The following is a 4541-nucleotide window of genomic DNA, read 5'->3' as shown; positions in this document are numbered from 1 at the left end:
GATATACGTTTTCGCAAGCACGAATTTCTTTTCGTCCATCAGCTTCTGCTCGATGATATCCTGAATATCCTCGACCAGCATCCGGCTGCGATTCTTCTGTTCGATGCTGTCGACAACAGCCTCGATCTTCTCATCCGCTATTTTTTCTGTCTCTTCTACCTCAGCGTTTGCCTTACGGATTGCAGTCGCAATTTTGCTTCTGTCATACTCCACACAGCTGCCGTCTCTCTTGATTACCTGCATACCGGTTTCTCCTTTTTCATTGATGATTCCAAAAAACATATTAACATAGATAAACCGATATGTCCACAATATATCGTGTTTCAAAAAATAAATCCATACTACATTTAGTAAACAACCAAACACCGCGCTTACCGCTTCAAATCCCGATGCTGCCCTCCTTGATGAATCCCGTCACTGTCACATAGGCGACGTTCGTACCAAGCTCGTCGCATACCTGTACCCCGTAAAGGCACGTCCTGCGCGTCGCAGATATCTCCTTTGCGCGCGCCATCAGCTTCGCTCCCTTGGGTGGCCTGTTGTATGTGATATTGTTGGAAAGAGATACCACGTTGCCGTGCTTGCAGTTCGCCGCCACCGCAAACGTAAAATCCGCGATCGTAAAGATCATGCCTCCCTGCACCACATTGCCCGCATTGAGGTGCTTATCCTCGATCACAGCGCTGCACACACACTCGCCCTCGTCCGCACTGTCGATCACGATGCCCAGCCCTTTCACAAACCGATCCCTCTCAAAAAACTTTTTTACGCGCTCAATATCCAATGTATTTTCCTCCTTGCCAAACTGTCCCCATTATACTACTTTTTCCTGATAGATACTGTATATTTTTGACAAATTTTTTTTGCTTTTTCCCATTGACATTGCCTATGCTCTCGCTTATGATGATACTGTTTTAAATGACTTTTTGGAGGCGTTTTGCTTATGTTTTCACTTGAAGATCTTCCCAGAATGATCGATATGACTTCTATTTATGCGGATTCACAGCTTCGTGACATCGACCGCGTATGCGATATCGCCAAAGCGTACCATTGCGCTTCGACCATTGCCTTTCCGTGCTATCTTTCCTACACGATCAAAAATACCCTCGGGTATGACGATGTACTGAACGGCAGCGTCACCGGCTTTCCCTTCGGCGGAGAACTCACGTCCGCCAAGGTATACGAGGCAAAGCAGCTCGAGCTGATGGGCGCGCAGGAGATCGACATGGTCATGAACGTCGGCGCGTTTTTGTCCGGCAACCAGAAATATGCCAAGCAGGACATGGCGACCGTGTGCGAATCGGTCAAAGTCCCTGTAAAGGTCATCATCGAAACAGCATTCTTAGACGATAAGCAGATCGCCACAGCCGCCGAACTCGCGGTTGGCGCGGGCGCGAAGTTCGTCAAAACAAGCACAGGGCTGCATGATAAGCCTACGACCGTGCACATGATAAAGATCATCAAAGACGCGATCGGCGACAGCGCCCTCATCAAGGCGGCAGGCGGCATCCGCGATGTGGATACGATGCTCGAAATGATCGACGCGGGCGCACACCGCTTCGGCCTCGGCGTACGCAGCGCACAGCCCATTCTGCGCGAAATAGACACACGTCTTGGGCGCGAAAGCCTGATGGACTACATCAAATAACGATTGCCCGGGGGCGCAGGCGCGCTCCTTTTTTGTGCGCAAAAAAACCGCATCCAAAGATACGGCTCTCTTGCTGTTTGACAGTCTATCGGTAAGACTGCGTGAGAATATCGATAATATCGTTTTTGGTAAGCTCGTAAATATCCACAGAATCAATGCCTACGTCGTCCACGACGATATCTGCGACGCGCTCAAAATCTCCCCGCTCCATGCCATATTCCGACAACGGCAGCTCGCGTACGCCCGTTATGTCAAGCATCTTCACCAGCCCGTTTATAAAGTTCTGTCCCACATCCCCGGCGACAGACGGCTCTCCCATGATCGTGCCGAGCTGCTCCAGCATATCCGGCACAAGCGCCTTGATCTTTTTATAATACGCCTCCGCCAGTATGATCAGGCTCGCCCCGTGCGGCAGCTTGGGAAACAGTCCGCCCAAGCACTGCCCGATGATGTGGTGCGAGGTCGTGTTGATCAGCGCCTGCGTGTATCCGCTCAGCACATCGGCCGCAAACATGATATTCGTACGCGCTTCCTCATTTTTTCCGTCTTCCGCGACGGCGGGCAGCCATTTGGTAACCAGCCGCACAGATTCCGCACCGTACATGTCGACCAGCTTATTTTTGTTCTGGTTGACAATGTAACACTCCGCTGCATGGAAAAATGCGTCGAATCCCTGATAGATCGTCAAATGCCGTGGCAGCGACGTCGTGATCTGCGGATCGATAAACGATATTTGCGGGAAGATCGCATCCACCGCAAAGTCGAGCTTTTCTCCCGTTTTTTCATTGGTGATCACACAATACGGATCGGTCTCCGTACCCGTACCCGCCGTGGTCGAGATCGCCACCACCGGCGCCGCACTGCTGATCTCCTTGCGCCCGCCCGAACCGGTGTTGGCATACTCCCACAGGTCGCCGGGGTTTTTCAGCATGATCGCGACCGCCTTGGCCGTATCAATGGTGCTGCCGCCGCCAAGCCCGACGCAAAAATCACAGCCCTCGCGCCGTGCTATCTCAACGCCCTTCATCACGTCCTCGCGTGTCGGGTTAGGCATCACATGATCGTTGATCACGACCTCCACACCGTTTGCTGCAAGAAGCCCGATCACCTGCGCCATCAGCCCCGACGGTTCGATGAATCCATCCCGCAGCACGCACAGCAGCGCCTTCTTACCGGGCAGCGCCACGCTTTTCAGTTCTTCCAGCCTTCCATTCCCGAACACGACCCGCGTCGGTATAAAATGATCCACACTAAACATTTTCCCTCACCATTCCTTTTTTATAAATTCAGCAGAAATTCTACCTCGTCCGCCGGCAGATCGTTTTCCTTGCCGATCAGCCGGGATATCACGCATATCTTTGCCGCGCTCTCCACAGATTCCAGCTTATTGAGCGCATCGTAAGCCGTTTTCCCCACAGTCAGCACACCGTGGTTTGAAAGCAGCATGATGTCCTTGCCTTTTGCAAGCACGTCCCGGGCGCCGGCATAAATATCCTCAGACCCGGGACGGCCGTAAGGAAGGACTTCCACTTCTTTGTGATCCCACAAAAGCTCCGCGTGCGCATGAGATACAAAGGGCATATTACACATGGCAAACGCAGTCAGAAAAGGCGCGTGCGAATGCACCACCCCGCCGATATCCTCGCGCAGTCCATACATCGCGGCATGCATCTTCAGCTCAGAAGACGGCGGATATACCCCCGCGACCTGCCTCTCCTGCCCGTCAAACACAGCGATCATTTCGCCCGTCAACCATTCCTTGTTCTTTCCCGACGGCGTGATATATAAGTATCCATCGCGCTTCACGGAAACATTCCCCTCATACGCGTTGGTCAGCTGTTTCTCATCCATACGCCGTGCAACGCGCAGCACTTCCCTGATCGCTTCACTATCCATTCCCGTTCCTTTCACAGCGCAAACACCCGCGCAACTTCCTCATAAGTAGGGATCGACCGGAACGAACCCTTCCTCTGCACACTGACAGAAGATACCGCGTTCGCGAACCGCGCCGCGGTAAACAGGTCTTTTTCCTTCCATATCCCGACAGCAAGCCCCGCGTTGAACGAATCCCCCGCGCCAGTCGTATCGACTGCCTTCACCTTGTAAGCCTCGATCATCTCTGCTCTTTTTCCGTCCGACGCAAATGCACCGCGCTCCCCCAGCGTGATGACTACATTCCTCACCCCTTTGCCGTGGAAAAACGCACAAGCCTCTGCCGCGCTTTTTTCGTCGTCCACCTCAAACCCGCAATATCCTGCCGCTTCGCTTTCGTTGGGTGTGATGATATCAATATATTGGTAAAAGCTCTCCGGTATCTCCTTCACCGGGGCGGGGTTAACAATGGTCACCGCGCCATATTCCTTTGCCATCTTCATGGCATATTCGCACGTTTCCATAGGCGGCATAAATTCGGTCATCACCACCTTTGCGTCCCTGATCGCGTCGCGGTTCTGTTCCACATACGCGGGCGTTACCGCCCTGTCCGCCGCGTGCACGATGCTGATCGCGTTGCCGCCGCCCTGTTCGACCAGCACAAAGGCCGACCCGCAAAACATATCCTTTGCCATACCGATACGCTCACAATTGACGCCCGCCCACGCAAGGTCTTCCTTCAAAAGCGGCAAATTCGGGTCAAGCTCCCCCATCATACTCAAAAAACAGGTAGGTACGCCAAGCCGCGCGACTGCACCGATCTGTATCGCTCCCTTGCCGCCGATGGCCATGCTCAGCGAATCGCCAAATACCGTTTCCCCCAATACCGGCAACCGCTTATTATGTACGATATAATCTACGTTAATACTTCCCACATGTGTGATCACTTTGACTACACCCCATTCCGAATAATTACATATGTGCTTTATGTTGACTTTTGTGCCTATCTCTGTTTATAATT

6 protein-coding genes are annotated in these 4541 nt (G+C 52.7%); 1 reads left to right on the top strand and 5 read right to left on the bottom strand.

Features of this window, described 5'->3' with window-relative positions:
• Positions 1 to 243, bottom strand: a 243-nt coding sequence (locus VB081_RS07875; protein ID WP_323400274.1) for an ATP cone domain-containing protein, incomplete at its 3' end; no start/stop codon positions are given.
• Positions 244 to 379: 136 nt separating this feature from the next.
• Positions 380 to 784 (bottom strand): PaaI family thioesterase, encoded by a 405-nt coding sequence (locus tag VB081_RS07870; protein ID WP_323400273.1) that lies wholly within the window; start codon positions 782 to 784, stop codon positions 380 to 382.
• A 159-nt stretch (positions 785 to 943) separates the two neighbouring features.
• Here VB081_RS07870 and deoC point away from each other — a divergent pair, with 159 nt between their 5' ends.
• Positions 944 to 1648: a deoxyribose-phosphate aldolase gene (gene deoC / locus VB081_RS07865; RefSeq protein ID WP_323400272.1), complete on the top strand. Its 705-nt coding sequence runs from the start codon at positions 944 to 946 to the stop codon at positions 1646 to 1648.
• Positions 1649 to 1733: 85 nt separating this feature from the next.
• Here deoC and VB081_RS07860 read toward each other — a convergent pair whose 3' ends face one another.
• The 3 genes from VB081_RS07860 to VB081_RS07850 are packed head-to-tail and all read right to left on the bottom strand — an operon-like array spanning position 1734 to position 4455.
• A complete protein-coding gene (locus tag VB081_RS07860; RefSeq protein WP_442872715.1) occupies positions 1734 to 2906 on the bottom strand; it encodes an iron-containing alcohol dehydrogenase in 1173 nt (390 codons plus the stop codon).
• Positions 2907 to 2926: 20 nt separating this feature from the next.
• Positions 2927 to 3559 carry a class II aldolase/adducin family protein gene (locus VB081_RS07855; protein ID WP_323400270.1) on the bottom strand — a complete coding sequence of 211 codons (633 nt, stop codon included), beginning with the start codon at positions 3557 to 3559 and terminating at the stop codon, positions 2927 to 2929.
• The gene (locus tag VB081_RS07850; protein ID WP_323400269.1) at positions 3556 to 4455 is read right to left on the bottom strand and encodes a ribokinase; all 900 of its coding nucleotides are present in this window, start codon (positions 4453 to 4455) and stop codon (positions 3556 to 3558) included. The genes VB081_RS07855 and VB081_RS07850 overlap by 4 nt, the downstream gene beginning before the upstream one ends.
• Positions 4456 to 4541: the final 86 nt, after the last annotated feature.

The sequence above is a fragment of the Christensenella sp. genome (genome assembly GCF_034927525.1).
Taxonomy (GTDB): Bacteria; Bacillota; Clostridia; order Christensenellales; family Christensenellaceae; genus Christensenella.
Note: the sequence above shows the minus strand (reverse complement) of the source record. Positions and strands in the feature narration are given on the sequence as shown.